Origin of the sequence: Thiomicrospira sp. ALE5 (assembly GCF_900112445.1) — a bacterium.
In the GTDB taxonomy this organism is placed as follows: Bacteria; Pseudomonadota; Gammaproteobacteria; order Thiomicrospirales; family Thiomicrospiraceae; genus Thiomicrospira.
On record NZ_FOYY01000003.1, the window covers coordinates 1 to 15,492 of the forward strand.

15 protein-coding genes and 1 rRNA gene are annotated in these 15,492 nt (G+C 43.2%); 9 read left to right on the forward strand and 7 right to left on the reverse strand.

Annotation, left to right across the window (positions count from 1 at the left end; genetic code table 11):
• Positions 1-186 precede the first annotated feature (186 nt).
• Positions 187-302, forward strand: a 5S ribosomal RNA gene (gene rrf / locus BM293_RS00020).
• A gap of 108 nt (positions 303-410) precedes the next feature.
• On the opposite strand, the gene BM293_RS00025 is transcribed toward rrf, so the two are convergent.
• The 4 genes from BM293_RS00025 to hemA are packed head-to-tail and all read right to left on the reverse strand — an operon-like array spanning position 411 to position 4,447.
• Positions 411-1,172 carry a HesA/MoeB/ThiF family protein gene (locus BM293_RS00025; protein ID WP_093445902.1) on the reverse strand — a complete coding sequence of 254 codons (762 nt, stop codon included), beginning with the start codon at positions 1,170-1,172 and terminating at the stop codon, positions 411-413.
• Between the two features lie 10 nt (positions 1,173-1,182).
• On the reverse strand, positions 1,183-2,058 hold the full coding sequence (prmC, locus tag BM293_RS00030; protein WP_200770578.1) for a peptide chain release factor N(5)-glutamine methyltransferase: 876 nt from the start codon (positions 2,056-2,058) through the stop codon (positions 1,183-1,185).
• Position 2,059: 1 nt separating this feature from the next.
• The gene (prfA, locus tag BM293_RS00035) at positions 2,060-3,148 is read right to left on the reverse strand and encodes a peptide chain release factor 1 (protein ID WP_093445904.1); all 1,089 of its coding nucleotides are present in this window, start codon (positions 3,146-3,148) and stop codon (positions 2,060-2,062) included.
• A 21-nt stretch (positions 3,149-3,169) separates the two neighbouring features.
• Complete coding sequence (gene hemA, locus BM293_RS00040; protein WP_093445905.1) at positions 3,170-4,447, reverse strand: glutamyl-tRNA reductase; 1,278 nt, start codon at positions 4,445-4,447, stop codon at positions 3,170-3,172.
• Between the two features lie 306 nt (positions 4,448-4,753).
• Here hemA and ectA point away from each other — a divergent pair, with 306 nt between their 5' ends.
• A complete protein-coding gene (gene ectA / locus BM293_RS00045) occupies positions 4,754-5,242 on the forward strand; it encodes a diaminobutyrate acetyltransferase (protein WP_093445907.1) in 489 nt (162 codons plus the stop codon).
• A gap of 59 nt (positions 5,243-5,301) precedes the next feature.
• Positions 5,302-6,588, forward strand: a complete 1,287-nt coding sequence (gene ectB / locus BM293_RS00050; RefSeq protein WP_093445908.1) for a diaminobutyrate--2-oxoglutarate transaminase — start codon at positions 5,302-5,304, stop codon at positions 6,586-6,588.
• A 46-nt stretch (positions 6,589-6,634) separates the two neighbouring features.
• On the opposite strand, the gene BM293_RS00055 is transcribed toward ectB, so the two are convergent.
• On the reverse strand, positions 6,635-7,216 hold the full coding sequence (locus BM293_RS00055) for an excisionase family DNA-binding protein (RefSeq protein ID WP_093445910.1): 582 nt from the start codon (positions 7,214-7,216) through the stop codon (positions 6,635-6,637).
• A gap of 142 nt (positions 7,217-7,358) precedes the next feature.
• Here BM293_RS00055 and BM293_RS00060 point away from each other — a divergent pair, with 142 nt between their 5' ends.
• Positions 7,359-7,640: a heavy-metal-associated domain-containing protein gene (locus tag BM293_RS00060; protein WP_093445911.1), complete on the forward strand. Its 282-nt coding sequence runs from the start codon at positions 7,359-7,361 to the stop codon at positions 7,638-7,640.
• A 4-nt stretch (positions 7,641-7,644) separates the two neighbouring features.
• Entirely contained in the window at positions 7,645-9,870 is a 2,226-nt protein-coding gene (gene parC, locus BM293_RS00065) for a DNA topoisomerase IV subunit A (RefSeq protein WP_093445913.1), read from the forward strand.
• A 38-nt stretch (positions 9,871-9,908) separates the two neighbouring features.
• Here the strand turns inward: parC and BM293_RS00070 are convergent, their stop codons facing one another.
• Both BM293_RS00070 and queE read right to left on the reverse strand, forming a co-directional pair.
• Positions 9,909-10,502 (reverse strand): class I SAM-dependent methyltransferase, encoded by a 594-nt coding sequence (locus tag BM293_RS00070; protein ID WP_093445915.1) that lies wholly within the window; start codon positions 10,500-10,502, stop codon positions 9,909-9,911.
• A 41-nt stretch (positions 10,503-10,543) separates the two neighbouring features.
• Positions 10,544-11,182 (reverse strand): 7-carboxy-7-deazaguanine synthase, encoded by a 639-nt coding sequence (gene queE / locus BM293_RS00075; protein WP_093445917.1) that lies wholly within the window; start codon positions 11,180-11,182, stop codon positions 10,544-10,546.
• Between the two features lie 138 nt (positions 11,183-11,320).
• On the opposite strand from queE, the gene leuC reads away from it, so the two are divergent.
• Genes leuC through BM293_RS00095 form a run of 4 tightly spaced genes read left to right on the forward strand, consistent with a single transcriptional unit; the run spans position 11,321 to position 15,486 of the window.
• On the forward strand, positions 11,321-12,736 hold the full coding sequence (leuC, locus tag BM293_RS00080; protein ID WP_093445918.1) for a 3-isopropylmalate dehydratase large subunit: 1,416 nt from the start codon (positions 11,321-11,323) through the stop codon (positions 12,734-12,736).
• A 9-nt stretch (positions 12,737-12,745) separates the two neighbouring features.
• On the forward strand, positions 12,746-13,405 hold the full coding sequence (gene leuD, locus BM293_RS00085; protein ID WP_093445920.1) for a 3-isopropylmalate dehydratase small subunit: 660 nt from the start codon (positions 12,746-12,748) through the stop codon (positions 13,403-13,405).
• Between the two features lie 22 nt (positions 13,406-13,427).
• Positions 13,428-14,501: a 3-isopropylmalate dehydrogenase gene (leuB, locus tag BM293_RS00090; protein ID WP_093445921.1), complete on the forward strand. Its 1,074-nt coding sequence runs from the start codon at positions 13,428-13,430 to the stop codon at positions 14,499-14,501.
• Between the two features lie 19 nt (positions 14,502-14,520).
• Positions 14,521-15,486 carry a M23 family metallopeptidase gene (locus tag BM293_RS00095; RefSeq protein WP_093445923.1) on the forward strand — a complete coding sequence of 322 codons (966 nt, stop codon included), beginning with the start codon at positions 14,521-14,523 and terminating at the stop codon, positions 15,484-15,486.
• The last annotated feature ends 6 nt before the right edge of the window (positions 15,487-15,492 follow it).

The following is a 15,492-nucleotide window of genomic DNA, read 5'->3' on the forward strand; positions in this document are numbered from 1 at the left end:
TGTGGAAGCGCAGTAATGTGTGAAGCTAACTTGTACTAATTACTCGTGAGGCTTAACTATACAACTCAAAAGTGACTTAACTGGCATGTGAGCTTGAGATAATCAAGGCATGTTATCGAATTGAAGAGATCAATTCCTAAGCAAAGAATTTTAGTAAAGGCCGAAGGCGTTTACAAAACCGAATTGCTTGGCGACCATAGCGGAATGGAACCACCTGATCCCTTCTCGAACTCAGAAGTGAAACGTTCCAGCGCCGATGGTAGTGTGGGGTCTCCCCATGCGAGAGTAGGTCATCGCCAAGCTCCACATCTCAAACCCCTCATATGAGGGGTTTTTTTTTGCCTTTTTTTCTGTCTGGTTTTATTATCTGAACATGCCTAAGTCCTATTCTATGTGATTTATCTTGCAAGCTATTTATTGTTACAAGTTGGGCAGTTTGGATCTTTAATTAGGTTGAATTGTCTAATTTGCATTGTTAAGCCGTCAATAATGGTTAGTTTGCCATTGAGGGTTGGGAGATTTAGCAAGCATTTGATAGCTTCTATTGCTTGCATGGAGCCGATAATGCCAAGTAGTGGTGCAACTACCCCACTTTGTGTACAAGACTCATTGCTAGGGGTGTTAATCTTCCTTGGAAACAGGCATTGATAACAGGGTTGTTCTTTCTTGCTGAAGTCATAGGTACTAATTTGCCCTTCCCACCTAATTGCAGCACCTGAAACTAATGGGGTTTTATGTTGATAGCAGAGTCGGTTAAGTTGGTAACGACTGTCGAAGTTATCAGTGCAGTCTAATATTAGATCGTGATGAATGATAACTTCTTCAAGTTTACTATCATCTAGCTTATCTGTAATCGTATTGACACGGGTTTCCTGGTTAAGTATTGAAATACTTTGTTTGGCGGAGATAGCTTTATTTACACCTATTCTTTGTTCATTATGGATAAGTTGACGTTGTAGATTTGATAATTCAACTGAATCAAAGTCAATCAGTGTTAGTTCACCAATTCCTGCTGAGGCCATGTATAGCGCGACAGGAGAGCCTAGCCCGCCTAGACCTACAATCGCAACTCGTTTGTTGGCAAGGGTGAGTTGCCCTTCATAGCCAATTTCATCAAGTAGAATATGTCGTCCATAACGTTCAAGCTGTTCATCATTAAGTTCGTTGATCATTGAAGCTCCATTACCGCTGCGCGATTGTTACCCGATCTAGGTTGGCGTAATCTTTAATAGTTTCTATTGATTTATACCCATGGCTATTCAATAAGCTTCTTATATTTTCGCCCTGTGCATAACCATGTTCAAGCAATAGCCAGCCGTCCTTTTTTAACCTGTCTTGGCATTCTTTTATAATAGTTGTGATGGCAGTAAGTCCATCATGACCTGATGTTAAGGCTCTTATGGGTTCAAACCTTAAATCGCCTTTGTAGAGATGCTGGTCATCTTCTTCGATATAGGGTGGGTTGCTCACAACAATATCAAATTGCGAGCTGTAACTAAATGGTTTTAACCAATCACTTTGAATAAGGCTAATAGAGGCCTGATGTTCTAAGGCGTTGTGTTGGGCAGTGGCAAGGGTCGCAGAATCTAGGTCTGTTGCTATAATCTCAAGGTTCTGGTTTCCTTGGGTTTCTTTTGCTAAAGCAATAGCTATTGCCCCAGTTCCTGTGCCAAGATCAATTATACGTTGTGTCTCAGACGTTATTTTTTTGAGTGTCTCATTAACCAGTATTTCAGTATCTGGCCTTGGTATTAAGGTGTTAGGGGTCGTTTTTAGTTTTAACCCCCAAAACTCACGATAACCAAGAATATAGGCTATGGGCTGGCCGCTGACACGACCATTTACCGCATTAATATAAGCTGCTTTATTTTCAGCAGATAAGATAGATTCTGGCCAGGCAATCAGGTGTGCGCGATTGACATTGAGTAACTCAGTTAGTAGAAACTCAGCTTCAAACTTAGCTTCAAAGTTTGAGAGGGTTTGGGTGGCAAGCAGTTTAGATTGTGCCCATTCTAGGGCACAAGAGATAGACATTTTTGCTGCAGGTTTGTCCAGCATATTAATCTTGCTTACTAAGCTCAGCTAGCTGTTCTGCTTGATATTCATGGATTAATGGGTCGATTACCTGAGCGAGTCCGCCATTCATGACATCATCTAATTTATAAAGTGTAAGGTTGATACGATGGTCAGTCACTCGTCCTTGCGGGTAGTTGTAGGTTCTTATGCGCTCTGAACGATCACCTGAACCTACTAAGGATTTACGAGCTTGGGCAATTTCTTGATCATGTGCTTGGCGTTTTGCATCCATAATACGTGCTGCCAATAGCGACATGGCTCTTGCACGATTTTTGTGTTGGGAGCGTTCATCCTGACATTCAACAATAGTGCCGGTTGGGATGTGGGTTATGCGAATGGCCGAATCGGTTTTGTTTACATGCTGACCACCAGCACCTGACGCCCGAAAGGTATCCACTTTTAAATCTGCTGGATTGAGTTCAACCTGTTCAACATCTGCCGCTTCCGGCATAATAGCAACAGTGGCAGCTGAGGTGTGAACGCGACCTTGAGTTTCTGTAGTAGGTACACGTTGCACCCGATGTGCGCCTGACTCAAATTTTAATTTTGAATAGGCACCATCGCCAATAATGCGTGCAATTATTTCTTTATAACCACCATGTTCTCCATCACTGGTGTTAATGACTTCAATTTGCCACCGCTGGCTTTCAGCGTAGCGAGCATACATTTTAAAAAGGTCGCCAGCAAAAATAGCGGCTTCATCGCCCCCTGTACCTGCCCGGATTTCTAGGAAAATATTGGCGTCATCATTTGGGTCGCGTGGCAGCAGCATTTTCTGAAGTGAAAGCTCGAGTGTAGCCAGTTGCTCTTCCAATATCGGATATTCTTCTTGAGCTAACTCTTTAAGTTCGCGATCTCCTGAAGCAATCATGTCTTTGGCTTCTTGTAGATCAGCTTCCGCACCCAAGTAAGCTTGATAGCTTGATACAACCGGTTCCAGGTGTGCATGTTCTTTGGATAGGTTGCGGAATTCTGTTTGGTTATTGACGACCGAAGGGTCCGAAAGCAGAGCGCCGACTTCTTCGAGACGTTCTACTAGTGTTTGCAGTTTTCGTTGTATCGAGTCTTTCATTAGGTAAAGTGCTTTTTAAGTTTAACGAGCAATAATTTCATTTTGCTTATCTTCTATGAGAAGACGCTCAGCATAGTGAATGATGTCTTGATCACCTTGTTCACCGGCCTTGTGTAATTGGTAGCTTGGTTGGTGGGTCAATTTGTTGGTCAGTTGGTGTGCCAACTTTTTGATAACCTGTTTGGGATCTTGGCCAAGATCTAGCTCATGTAATGATTGTTCTAATAGTTTATTCTTATAAATGTCAGCTTGCATGCGGTAACTGCGAATCAGCGGATTAATACATTGAATAGCCTGTTGTTGGCACATGAACCGCTCAGCGTGTAACTGAATAATATCTTCAGCTGCTTCAGCTGCATCTTTTCTGGATTGTTTGTTTTGTTCTATGATGTCTGTTAAATCATCCACTGTGTAAAGATATACATCATCGAATTGGTTAACACGACTGTCGATATCACGTGGTACGGCAATATCAATCATAAACATCGGACGATTACGCCTCTTTTTCAGTGCCTTCTTAACACTATCATAACTGACCAACGTTGATGGACTACCGGTCGAACCAATAATAATATCAGCCTCGTGTAAGTGAGCATCGAGTTCATCTAACTCAATGGCATAGCCATTTAAGCTCTCAGCAAGACTATGTGCTTTACTAAATGTTCTATTTGCAATCACAATGCGTTGAGCATTTGCTTCATGTAGGTGTCTTGCAACTAACTCGATGGTTTCTCCGGCACCAATTAATAACGCTGTCTGTTGAGATAGATCGCCAAAAAACTGTTTCGCAAGCGAGACGGCTGCGAATGCAACAGATACAGGGCTATTACCTATGGCAGTATCTGTCCGAACTTGCTTAGTTGCTCTGAATACGGCTTGAAATAAATTGCCTAGCGTATGATGAATGCTGGAGGATTTGTGCGCTAGATTATATGCATCCTTAAGCTGGCCAAAAATTTGCGGTTCACCCAATACTAATGAATTGAGGCCACTGGCAACGCGCATAATGTGCTGAACGGCAGCAAGATCCTGGTGTAAATAGAGATAAGGCGCCAGTTGGTTGGTTTGTAAGGAAAAAAACTGATGCAGCCAAATAATGACAGGTTCAGATTCTGGTCGCTCAAGGGTGAAATAAACTTCTGTGCGGTTGCAGGTTGATAGAATTACGCATTCATTCACCGCACCAGATTGTTTTAATTCTTGTAAAGCATTGAAAACACTTTCGGCTGAAAAAGAAATAGTTTCACGTATTTCTACTGGTGCCGTTTCATGGTTCACGCCTAACGCAAATAGGTTCATGCTGTTCGCTATACAAGATTTAATTAAAGGCGTGATTTTAGCCGATTTTGGAATTTTTCTCAAAGTAATGCGGAAGGCTTATTAAATAATTACTTTTTAAGTTGTAACTAGCTCAATTGTGGCATGGGCATCGATCATGATTAAAGCCCATTATCTGAGTGTCATGTTTTAGTTAGTCTTGCATTATTTGATTTACCTGTGTTAAGTTAGTAGAGAAACAAAATTTAAAACATATAAGAGGAGACGTTTTTTTCCGGTCCACATCCTGAGTGCAGTTTTTGCTTTTGATGTGTCGTTAAAACGTAAATGTTTATGAACATTACGATTAGACCTACCACGCTTGCTGATGGTCAAGCGATTTCAGAACTCGTTAAGTCATCCAATACCCTTGATATTAATTCGAGTTATCTATATTTCCTTTTAGCCGATCATTTTTCTCAGACCTGTGCATTAGCTCATGACGACAATAATTGTCCTCTGGGGTTTGTGACAGCCTATAGACTACCCAAAGAACCGAGTACTTTGTTCGTTTGGCAAATAGCTGTTGCTTCAGAAGCGCGTGGTAATGGGTTGGCCAAAAAGTTGTTGTTGCATTTTGCGTCGCAGCCTTGGTTTGAAGAGATCGATAAGGTGGTTTGTACTATTTCCCCTTACAATACAGCATCAAATGCTTTATTCGAGAGCTATGCCGCTGCACTTGGTGGCAAACTATCTACGCATTCTTTTTTGACCGAAGAACACTTAGGGGCCGATCACGATCCTGAGCCCTACGTTGTGATTGACCTTACGTTATAATCTCCTCTATTTTTAATAGACAAAATAATTAACTTAACTAAAAAATTAAAGAGTATAAAATGGATATTTCATTATTTGAACAATATGAATCAAACGTGCGCGGTTACATTCGCTCATTTCCTGCCGTATTTGACACGGCGACCAGTGCCACTATTGTCGATGTAGAAGGTAAGCGATATATCGATTTTTTTGGCGGAGCAGGTTCGCTGAACTATGGTCATAATCACCCGCTTATCAACCAAGCTTTAATTAATTACATACAGCGCAACGGCATTACCAATGCGTTAGATAAAGCGACTGTGGCTAAGCATGATTTTATATCAGCATTTCAGTCAATTATCCTAAAGCCGCGTAAAATGGATTATAAGGTTCAGTTTGTTGGTCCAACGGGTGCTAATGGTGTTGAAACGGCATTAAAGTTAGCGCGCAAAATGAAGCAGCGATCAAATGTTATTGCATTCACTAATGCCTATCATGGTCACAGTTTAGGTGCCTTGGCTGTAACGGGGAATGAGTTCTATCATGATGATTATTACGGTGTGCCCCGTAATGTTAACAAAATGCCATACGACAATTATTTTGACCATGATATGGATAGTGTCGATATGTTACGGCATTACTTGTCGGATGGTAGTTCAGGGTATGATTTACCTGCAGCGATTATCGTTGAGTCAATTCAAGGGGAAGGCGGGATTAACGTAGCCAGTGTTGAATGGTTACAAAAACTCTCAGACTTATGTAAAGAGTTAGATATCTTATTAATTATGGATGAGATTCAGGTAGGTAATGGTCGAACGGGCGATTTCTTCTCCTTCGAGCGCGCTGGTATTCAGCCTGATATCATCACGCTTTCTAAGTCGATTGGCACGGGTATGCCTATGTCAATTGTGTTAATGAAGCCGGATGTTGATGTTTGGTCACCAGGTGAGCATACAGGCACATTTAGAGGTAATAGTTATGCCTTTGTGGCTGGCACAGCAGCTTTAGAACTGTGGCGCAATGACGATTTTAGTCGTTCTATTCGTGCTAAGGGTGAAAAAGTTGAACAGGCATTCAAGCGTATTCAGGCTCGTTATCCAAATTGGATTTCGGATGTCCGTGGTCTCGGTATGATTTGGGGATTAGAGTCGTTAGTTGAAGACTTTTGTAATGAAGTGTCTCGACAGGCATTTGCGCGCGGTTTGATGATGGAAACAGCAGGTGCAAGTGATCAGGTGCTCAAGTTTTTAGGGCCGTTGGTCATTAGTGAAACTGAGCTTGAAGAGGGCTTTGAGATTCTAGATGAAGCTATGTCAGCAGCCGTAGCTGAATTTGAAAAGGCGGGTAAAGCACCATTAAGTGCATAATACCAACTCAATGATGCCAAGCCTCCTTGTAAGGCTTGGCATGTTGTTAGGTTTTTTTGAGATTATATTCGTAAGTTAAAAACTGTTTTAAGATATCTGGTTGAACAGGCTTATGCATGACCGTAATGTTTTGAGGTAAACCCTCACGTTTGACATCTGCTGTAGCTGAGTCTGACATAGATATTATGGTAGCGTTTTTGGTTAATTGATGGGTTTGAATCGCTTCAATCACTTTATAGATGTTGTCATGGTCTTCGTTTAGATCAAACAAGATGATTTCTGGGATATATTTTCCCGCCATAATTAATGCTTGATATTCGTCGCTCACAACTAAAGTCGTAATCGAAAATGTAAGTTTGTTTGCTAAGTTCTCGATGGTACTTACTAATGCCTTATCATTGCAAACCACAAGCACCTTAAGTGTTTCATCATCTCCGTTAACATAAACGCGACCATTTTTCATTATGTAATCATCGACGGATGAACGTAAAAGCCGCCTGTGCCCGCCGGGTGTTTTCCAAATTTTTAGCACACCTTCATCCGCCAAACGTTTAATAACCGTTTTGGAAACGCCAATCAGGTTACAGGCCTCAGTAGTGGTTACGTGTTTAGTGTTCTTGGTCGCCATACTTATGTTGCCTCGTTAATGCGAATTTTTACTAGTAAATGCAATTAAATCATATAATAGCATGACTGTATGATCTAGATTCTGTAGTTATGTTAACCTTGAAATATTAATTTTTTGGGTTGTGCAGGTATGAGGGAGGGGTATGTTTTATTCGATTGAGGTTGAGAATATTAAGTGTGGCGGGTGCGCTAATCAAATTAAAAAAAATATGCACAATATAAGCGGTGTTTCAGATATAAAAGTTGAGCTGGAAGTTGGTCGGGTAGAATTTAATGCTGATAGTGAGCTTGTGTATGAGCAGGTGTTAAGTGCTTTGGCTAAGATGGGCTACCCAAAGACAGGCAGCGTTAAAGGTTTGGATGCGGCAACAGCGAAAGCGAAATCTTTTGTCAGTTGTGCGATTGGTAAAGTGACAAAGGAGTAGATTTGTGAGTCAACAAACCATCAACTACGACGGTATTGAGCAGCAAAATGTGGCTTTTTTTACCGAAAAAGCCTATCTCGATTATGCGATGTATGTCATTTTAGATCGTGCGTTACCAAGTATATGTGATGGTTTGAAACCTGTTCAGCGGCGGATTATTTATGCCATGTCGGAATTGGGTTTAAAGTCCTCTGCAAAATATAAAAAATCGGCTAGAACAGTAGGTGATGTGCTGGGTAAGTTCCATCCTCATGGGGATAGCGCATGCTATGAAGCGATGGTGCTAATGGCACAGGATTTTTCATTTCGTTACCCTTTGGTTGATGGACAAGGCAATTGGGGGTCAATAGATGATCCTAAGTCTTTTGCTGCAATGCGTTACACAGAGTCAAAATTGTCTGCATTTTCCGATTTGCTTCTAAAAGAATTGGGGCAGGGAACGGTTGATTGGGTGGCAAACTTTGATGGTTCGCTTAATGAGCCAGAGGTATTGCCTGCACGTGTGCCACATATTTTGCTGAATGGTACCTCGGGTATTGCGGTGGGTATGGCAACCGATATCCCACCGCATAATTTACGTGAATTGGTGGCTGGTTGTATTGCTTTACTTGATAATGACGATTTGAGTGATGAAGCACTATTTAAGTTAGTACCCGGGCCGGATTACCCCAATTCTGCGCATATTATTACACCCGCAGAAGATATTGCGCGTATCTATACTCATGGGCAAGGCTCATTGCGCCAAAGAGCTAACTATGTAATAGAGGATAGCGTGAATTTAGTCATTGATGCGTTGCCGTTTCAGGTGTCGGGTGCCAAGGTGTTAGAGCAGATTGCAAGCCAGATGCGGGCCAAAAAACTGCCGATGATTGTTGACTTGAGAGATGAATCCGACCATGAATCGCCAACACGATTGGTCATTGAGCTACGCTCAAAGCGAGTAGATGTAAATGATGTATTTTTACACCTATGTGCGACGACGGATCTCGAAAAGTCTTACCGAGTCAACCTTAATGTTATTGGTTTAAATGGCCGTCCGCAGGTTAAAACGTTACGGGGAATTTTAACTGAGTGGTTAACCTATCGAACAACTACACTGCGACGTCGTCTACAGTTTCGTTTGGATAAAATATTATCGCGTCTTCATATTTTAGATGGTCTATTGATTGCGTTTCTTAATATTGATGAAGTTATTGCCATTATTCGTGAATATGATCAGCCTAAGCCTGAGCTAATATCCCGTTTTAGTTTAACCGATACTCAGGCAGAAGCAATCTTGGAGCTTAAGCTGCGTCATTTGGCTAAGCTTGAGGAGATAAAGATTACTGGTGAGCAAGCTGAGTTAGCTGCGGAGCGCGATGAGCTGCAGGCTGTATTGGCGAGTAATCGGCGATTAAAGTCTTTGTTAAAAGAGGAGTTAACAGCTGATGCCGACTTGCACGGTGATCCTCGCCGCTCGCCGCTTGATTCTGCGCCTGTTGCAACAGCGATGAGTGAACAAGATTTGTTGCCCTCGGAAACCTTAACGCTTGTTTTATCAGTTAATGGTTGGGTCAGAGCGGCAAAAGGCAGTGATGTCGAAGGCGATAAATTAACCTATAAGTCAGGCGATGCCTTCTTAACTCAGTGTCAGGCGAACTCTCGTCAAACGGTGGTGTTTTTTGACTCTACTGGGCGAGCCTATGCTGCGGCATGTCATTCCTTGCCTTCAGCTAGAAGTCATGGTGAGCCATTAAGTGGACGATTTAGCTTGCCAGCTAATGCTAGGATAGTGGCGATGCTTGTCGCTGATCCAGGTGATGAAGTTTTTGTATCTGGGTCGCATGGTTATGGATTTGTGGTGCCTTTTAACCAGCTGCTTTCCAAAACCAAATCGGGTAAGTTGATTTTAAACTTGTCCGACGGCGATGAATTAATTGCGGTTGCAAAAGTAATTAAGGGTGGTTCTGTGGCTGTTGTTTCAGCTGAGCCAAGATTGTTAATCTTTGGAGAGGATGCCCTTCCGCGTCTAAACAAGGGCAAGGGTAATAAGTTAATGCAGCTGCCTAAAGGTGAAAAGCTCGTTTGTGCAACAGTTTTTGAGGAGGGTTGCAAGCTTGTACTGGCCACATCAAATTATGCTAAAACCTTTAGCGTAAGTCAGCTGAATGAAGCAACTGCAGAGAGAGCAAAGCGTGGCCTAAGTCTGCCACGCACGCTAAAAGGGGTGTGCAATATCTACCCGGTTTAACGTTTGGCTTGGGGTTTGTATTGCTTAAGATTTATTCATTATTTCTTGGAGCCAAGGAACTGAATAACCGCACTCATTCCCTGATGCCCAGTGCCTTCTTGAATGTTACGTTGCACTTCATGAGCTAGTGACCAGTTAATCTGGCTAAAGTCGTTTGTGATTTGATCGGGCGTATAAAGAAGGTTGGTATCTTTTGGTCCTCCCGTTCCAAATGCTAACTGGTTGGGTGTGTAAGCTTCGAGCAAAAAGGTGCCACCTTGCACCAAGCCTGCTTCAACCCGTTGATGTACTTTGTGGCGTAACGAAGATGGCAGGTGGCAAAAAATACTGACCACCGCATCCCACTGTTGTTGCCCGAAGTCAAAGTTTGCGAGGTCGGCGAGTTGGTAGTCAATTGTGACCTGTGATGATGCGGCAAGTTTAAGCGCCTTTTCGCGCGCAACGCTTGAACTGTCAATGGCAAAAACCCGATGGCCAAGGGACGCTAAATAAGTAGCGTTGCGTCCTTCACCTTCGGCGATGCATAGAATTTTTTTGGGTGACTGCCAGAGGGTGGCTTGGGATTTTAAAAAGTCGTTGGGTTTAGTGCCGTAAAAGTAGTCTTGCCCTTGGTACTTTTGATTCCAGTCCATCTAGGATGCCTCCATTATATTGCTTGATGTTTTGGCGTAGACTAGTCTATGCCGAGTATTTTGTGGGTTTGTAGGCTGAGTTGCCATGAAGGGTTGTTTAAGCAGTATTCAACCGCTAAGCGGGTATTGTTAGTGGTGTTTACACCGTCCATGGGTTGTAAGTAACAATATTTGAAGTGACTTGTATAGGCAATGTCTTCTGGCATAAGATTGGGTTGTGGAAAAACAAGCTTAAGCTCATCGCCTTCAGTTAGCAGCCATGGCGCATTGGCTTTAGGGCTGACGCAAATCCAATCAATGCCTTTAGGGGGTGTTTTTGTACCATTTGTTTCCAGGGCAATTTCAAAGTTCCGTTGGTGTAAAGCGTCGATGAGTTGTTGGTCAACTTGTAATAAAGGCTCTCCACCTGTTAAAACGATAAAGGGTTTGGCTGCTGCGGTTTGGGGCCATAATGTGAGTAAGTGATTTACAAGCGCAGAGGGGGTGTCGAAACGCCCGCCATTTTGCCCGTCAGTACCAATGAAATCCGTATCACAAAACTGACAAACAGCCTGTGCGCGGTCAATCTCGCGCCCTGTCCACAAATTGCACTGCGTAAAGCGGCAAAAAATCGCAGGTCGTCCACTGTGAAAGCCTTCACCTTGCAAAGTATAAAATGCTTCTTTGATTTGATAACTCATAAATAACAGCCCAATAACTAAGGCTAAGGATTATATTTTAATCTTTTGCTGAAATCACAAAATGTTATAATAAATAGTTAACTTTTAAGCTATACACAACGCGGCGATAGATCGCACAAGTCAAGATGGGAATAGGTTATGTCTGCAAAAACACTTTACGATAAGTTGTGGGACGAGCATGTTGTGCGTCAAGAAGAAGATGGAACGGCATTAATTTATATCGATCGCCAATTGTTGCACGAGGTGACGTCGCCTCAAGCTTTTGAAGGGCTGCGTTTGGCAGGTCGCACCCCTTGGCGTATCAGTGCGAATTTGGCAACAGCCGATCATAATGTGCCAACCACGCCCGTAGCAGGTGGCGCAGAGGGTATTGTTGATCCTATTTCGCGTATTCAAGTACAGACATTGCATCGTAATACCCAGGAGTTTGGTATTACAGAGTTTGGTATGGGGCATGTGCGTCAGGGGATTGTGCATGTTGTTGGGCCTGAAAATGGTGCTACGCTTCCAGGCATGACAATTGTCTGCGGTGATTCTCATACGTCCACTCACGGGGCGCTTGGCGCATTGGCTCACGGTATTGGTACATCTGAGGTTGAGCATGTACTGGCAACACAATGCCTCATTCAAAAGAAAAATAAAAACATGCTTGTACGCGTTGATGGTCAATTGCAGCCAGGTGTTGGGCCTAAGGATGTGGTATTAGCGATTATCGGTGAAATTGGCACAGCCGGCGGTACAGGTTATACCATGGAATTTGGTGGCCAAGTATTGCGTGATATGTCAATAGAAGGGCGAATGACTGTGTGTAATATGTCGATTGAGGCCGGCGCACGAGCAGGCCTGGTCGCGGTTGATGACAAAACAATTGAATATGTAAAAGGACGGCCTTTTGCACCGGCAGATGAACACTGGGATGAGGCCGTTGCGCATTGGCAGACGCTGCATTCAGATGAGGGGGCACACTTTGACAAAGTCGTAGTACTAGATGGCTCAGCGATTCAACCCCAGGTATCATGGGGCACCTCACCAGAGATGGTAGTGGGTGTAAATGATAAGGTGCCTGATCCGGCAACGGAGGCAGATCCTGTCAAAGCAAAAGGAATGCAGCGTGCCCTTGATTATATGGGTCTTACCGCCAATACACCCATTCGAGATATTCAATTAGATTATATTTTTATTGGCTCCTGTACCAATTCGCGCATCGAAGATCTGCGTGCCGCGGCGTCGGCGGTAAAAGGTAAAAAAGTGGCAACAACTGTTGAGCAGGCACTTGTTGTGCCGGGATCAGGCCTGGTTAAGCAACAAGCTGAACAAGAAGGCTTGGATAAGATTTTTATCGATGCAGGCTTTGAGTGGCGAAACCCTGGATGCTCAATGTGTTTAGCGATGAATGCCGACCGTCTTCCTGCTCAGAAGCACTGTGCATCAACCTCTAACAGGAATTTTGAGGGACGCCAAGGTGCGGGTGGGCGAACCCATCTAGTTAGCCCTGTTATGGCAGCGGCTGCGGCGATTGCCGGACATTTTGTTGACGTTAGAGAGATGGTCTAGGAGAAAATAATGAGCTTAACTCAGTTTACCCATTTGAATGCGATTGTGGCACCACTAGACCGTGCCAATGTTGATACGGATGCGATTATCCCTAAACAGTTTTTAAAGTCTATTAAGCGCAGTGGCTTTGGGCCTAACTTGTTTGATGAATGGCGTTATCTGGATGTAGGACAGCCTGAGCAAGATTGTGCAGCGCGTCCAGTCAACCCCGATTTTGTTTTAAACCAAGCGCGTTACCAAGGGGCTAAAATTCTCTTGGCGCGAGAGAATTTTGGCTGCGGATCAAGTCGCGAACATGCTCCTTGGGCATTAAAAGACTATGGATTCGATGTCATTATTGCCCCCAGTTTTGCTGATATATTTTTTAATAATAGTTTTAAAAACGGCATTTTGCCGATTGTTTTGTCAGATGATCACGTCGAGCAACTATTTAATGAAGTTGAAGCACATGAAGGTTATCAATTAGACGTTGATTTGGCGAGCCAAACCATTACCACGCCTAAAGGGCAGCAAATTGGTTTTGAGGTAGACAGTTTTCGTAAACACTGTTTATTAAACGGCCTAGATGATATTGGTTTGACCTTAGTTCACCGTGATGAAATAGCTCAATATGAAGCGAAGCGTCAACAGCAGGCACCATGGCTATTTGTAACGCCAAACTTATCTTAATTTTTAAATTTTTGAGGTTGATATGACAAAGCAAGTTTTATTGTTGCCAGGTGATGGCATTGGTCCAGAGATTGTTGCTCAGGCGGTTAAAGTGCTGGATGCGCTTAAACAGCATCACAATTTAGATATCGCTATGACCGAGGGCCTTGTGGGTGGCGCTGCTTATGATGTGCATGGTCATCCGCTTCCTGATGCAACTTTAAAAGCAGCGTTGGCGGCAGATGCTATTTTGTTGGGTGCAGTAGGGGGTTATCAGTGGGAATCGTTGGATATTTCGGTACGTCCTGAGAAAGGCCTACTTGGCATTCGATCCAACTTGGAGTTATTTGCCAATTTGCGTCCTGCGTTCTTGTATCCACAGTTAGCTGATGCATCGACGTTAAAGCCAGACGTGGTCAGCGGACTTGATATCTTGATTGTGCGCGAGTTAACAGGGGGTATTTATTTTGGTCAACCTCGTGGTATACGAACTTTGGAAAACGGCGAGCGTCAAGGCTATAACACCTATGTCTATTCTGAATCTGAAATTAAGCGTATTGGTCATGTTGCTTTCCAAGCGGCGATGAAGCGAAACAAGAAGGTTTGCTCTGTGGATAAAGCCAATGTACTTGAGGTGACTGAGCTTTGGCGTGAAGTGATGACAGATCTTGCTAAAGAGTACCCTGAAGTTGAACTGTCACACATGTATGTTGACAATGCGGCCATGCAGCTTGTGCGTAACCCAAAACAGTTTGATGTCATTGTAACGGGCAATATGTTTGGCGATATTTTATCTGATGAGGCTTCAATGTTGACTGGTTCAATTGGTATGTTGCCATCGGCATCGTTAGATGCAAACAATAAGGGTATGTATGAGCCAAGCCATGGTTCGGCTCCAGATATTGCAGGCCAAAATCTTGCCAATCCATTAGCTACCATTTTATCCGCTGCCATGATGCTGCGCTATAGTTTAGGGCGTGAAGATTTGGCTGTAAAAATAGAGCAAGCCGTAAGTGCTGTATTAGATCAAGGATTGCGAACAGGTGATATTTATTCAAAGGGTATGACGCGCGTATCAACTTCAGAAATGGGTGATGCAGTCGTTGCCAAGCTTTGAGCGCATTTAAGTCGGTCGCATGAAAAATAGAATCAGCATTACTGTTTCAGATATTCGAGGTGCGAAACACTATTCGGTATCCGCTTTTTTAAAAAAGTTCGTTTTGTTGGTGCTTGCGGTCAGTCTGTTCATGTCATTATTGGTCGTGTTGGGTTTTATTTGGACTTATCAGCAATACGAGCAAATTAAATACCAGCAGTATCAATCAGAGTCTGCTTATCTAGCTAGGATGGCGCAATACCAAGTACAGCGTGATCGTATTGCAGAGCAAAAACAGCAGTTACTTTATGAGCTCAGCACCACGGAGCGGCAGGTTGTTTTTTTGGACGAAACTTTACGCAGCTTGGAAGATTTGGTTGGTTCCCCACATGGGCAAGACGAATATCCAATTGAAGAGCGTGTAAAATTGCTTCAACTTAGCGCACTGGAGAAGCAATTTCTTCTTCAAGCCCTACCTACAGGAAGGCCTGTCAGTAATTTTCAAGGTGTTTCAAGTGGTTATGGTTGGCGTCAGCACCCTGTGCGAGGCACGCGTGAATTTCACTCTGGTATTGATTATCGGGGTAGTCGTGGTGATGGTGTTATTGCAACAGCAGATGGTATAGTAGAGTACGCTAGTTATAATAAGGGTAGTGGCTACGGGAACCTGATTATTCTGAGCCATGCTTTTGGTTTTAGAACATTTTATGCGCATTTAGATACCATGAATGTGCGAGCTGGGCAATATGTTCACAGTGGTGACTTGATTGGTACGATAGGTAATACAGGTGTGTCAACAGGGCCGCATTTACATTATGAAGTTACCTTTATTCAGCGCAAACTTGACCCAGCCCCTTTTGTTGAGTGGAATTTAGAAAATTATGAAAATATCTTTGAGCAAGTTGAAGGAGTACCATGGGGATCTTTAGTTCAAGCCGTTCATCAACAAGTTCAAAAAACGGAAAGACTATTATCGCAGAAGGGGTTCGAGTCCGAGGCGAATTAGTTGATC